Below are 1181 nucleotides of genomic sequence, written 5' to 3'. Positions count from 1 at the left end.
ATTGTGGATCAAAAGATCCAAATACACTTTATCAACGCAATTCACAGCTTTATCCACAAATGGTTGGAATGTGTACAATTTTAAAAGCCCTGATTATCCTTGTGTCTAAGTTTGCCACTGGATAGGTTACAATGGCGGCAGTATACCCAAATGACTTTTTCCGACTTAATACACCGAGCAGCAGAGTGTTTAGTTCGGGTGCCAAGGTTATTTGGGTATATTCATAACGACAAAATGAGAAAGTAAATGGACCAGTTTCAGCATATCGATGTACAAGGTGCACAGGCTTTGCTTGAGCAGGGCGAGGCAAAGCTTGTAGATATTCGTGATCCTCAATCGTTTGCCGTGGCACATGCTGAGTCGGCTTATCATCTAACCAACGATACGATTGTGGCGTTTATGGAAGATGTAGAGTTTGAACAGCCGATCCTCGTGATGTGTTATCACGGAATTAGCAGCCAAGGCGCAGCGCAATATTTAGTTAACCAAGGCTTCGAACAGGTGTACAGTGTAGACGGTGGCTTTGAAGCCTGGCAGCGAGCACAACTACCGATAGTGAGAAGTTAATGAAGAGATTGGTAACGTTAAATAATCCACGCATGGCGCAAGCCTTTATCGATTATATGGCCTCTCGTCAGATAGATATTGAGATGATGCCCGAAGGTGAAGGACAATTTGCACTTTGGCTTACGGACAGCCAGCATGAAGTTGAGGCAGAAGCCGAACTGAAGCAATTTTTGGCGAATCCATCCGCTAGCAAATACAGCGCCGCTTCCTGGGACGTTGCCGATACTCGTAAGAGCCAATTTCATTACGCTAGCCCAAGCATCATGGGAATGATCAAAGCCAAAGCCGGTCCAGTGACCTTATTGATCATGACCGTATGCGCCGTGATTTATGGTTTGCAGATGTTAGGCTTTGGAAATGGGGTATTTGCTCTGTTGCACTTTCCCGCGTTTGAAGGCCAGCAATGGCAATTGTGGCGTTGGGTGAGTCATGCATTGCTGCATTTCTCGGTAACACACATCATCTTTAACTTGTTGTGGTGGTGGCAACTTGGTGGCGATATTGAACGTCGACTTGGTTCTGGCAAGTTACTGCAAATCTTTGTGGTATCTGCGGCACTCTCTGGTGCTGGCCAGTTCTATGTTGAAGGTGCGAACTTCGGCGGGTTATCTGGT

At 46.0% G+C, this 1181-nt stretch carries 2 protein-coding genes; both read left to right on the top strand.

What is annotated here, in order from left to right; translation table 11 throughout:
* Window positions 1-246 precede the first annotated feature (246 nt).
* Entirely contained in the window at window positions 247-567 is a 321-nt protein-coding gene (gene glpE / locus R7P72_RS25160) for a thiosulfate sulfurtransferase GlpE (protein WP_005460380.1), read from the top strand.
* The coding region (gene glpG, locus R7P72_RS25155) for a rhomboid family intramembrane serine protease GlpG (RefSeq protein ID WP_318110980.1) at window positions 567-1181 on the top strand (615 nt) is incomplete at its 3' end. The genes glpE and glpG, both read left to right, overlap by 1 nt.

The organism is Vibrio sp. Vb0888, from assembly GCF_033338835.1.
In the GTDB taxonomy this organism is placed as follows: Bacteria; Pseudomonadota; Gammaproteobacteria; order Enterobacterales; family Vibrionaceae; genus Vibrio; species Vibrio alginolyticus.
The sequence above is the reverse complement of the archived record's forward strand: the minus strand, read 5'-3'. Positions and strand labels throughout refer to the sequence as shown.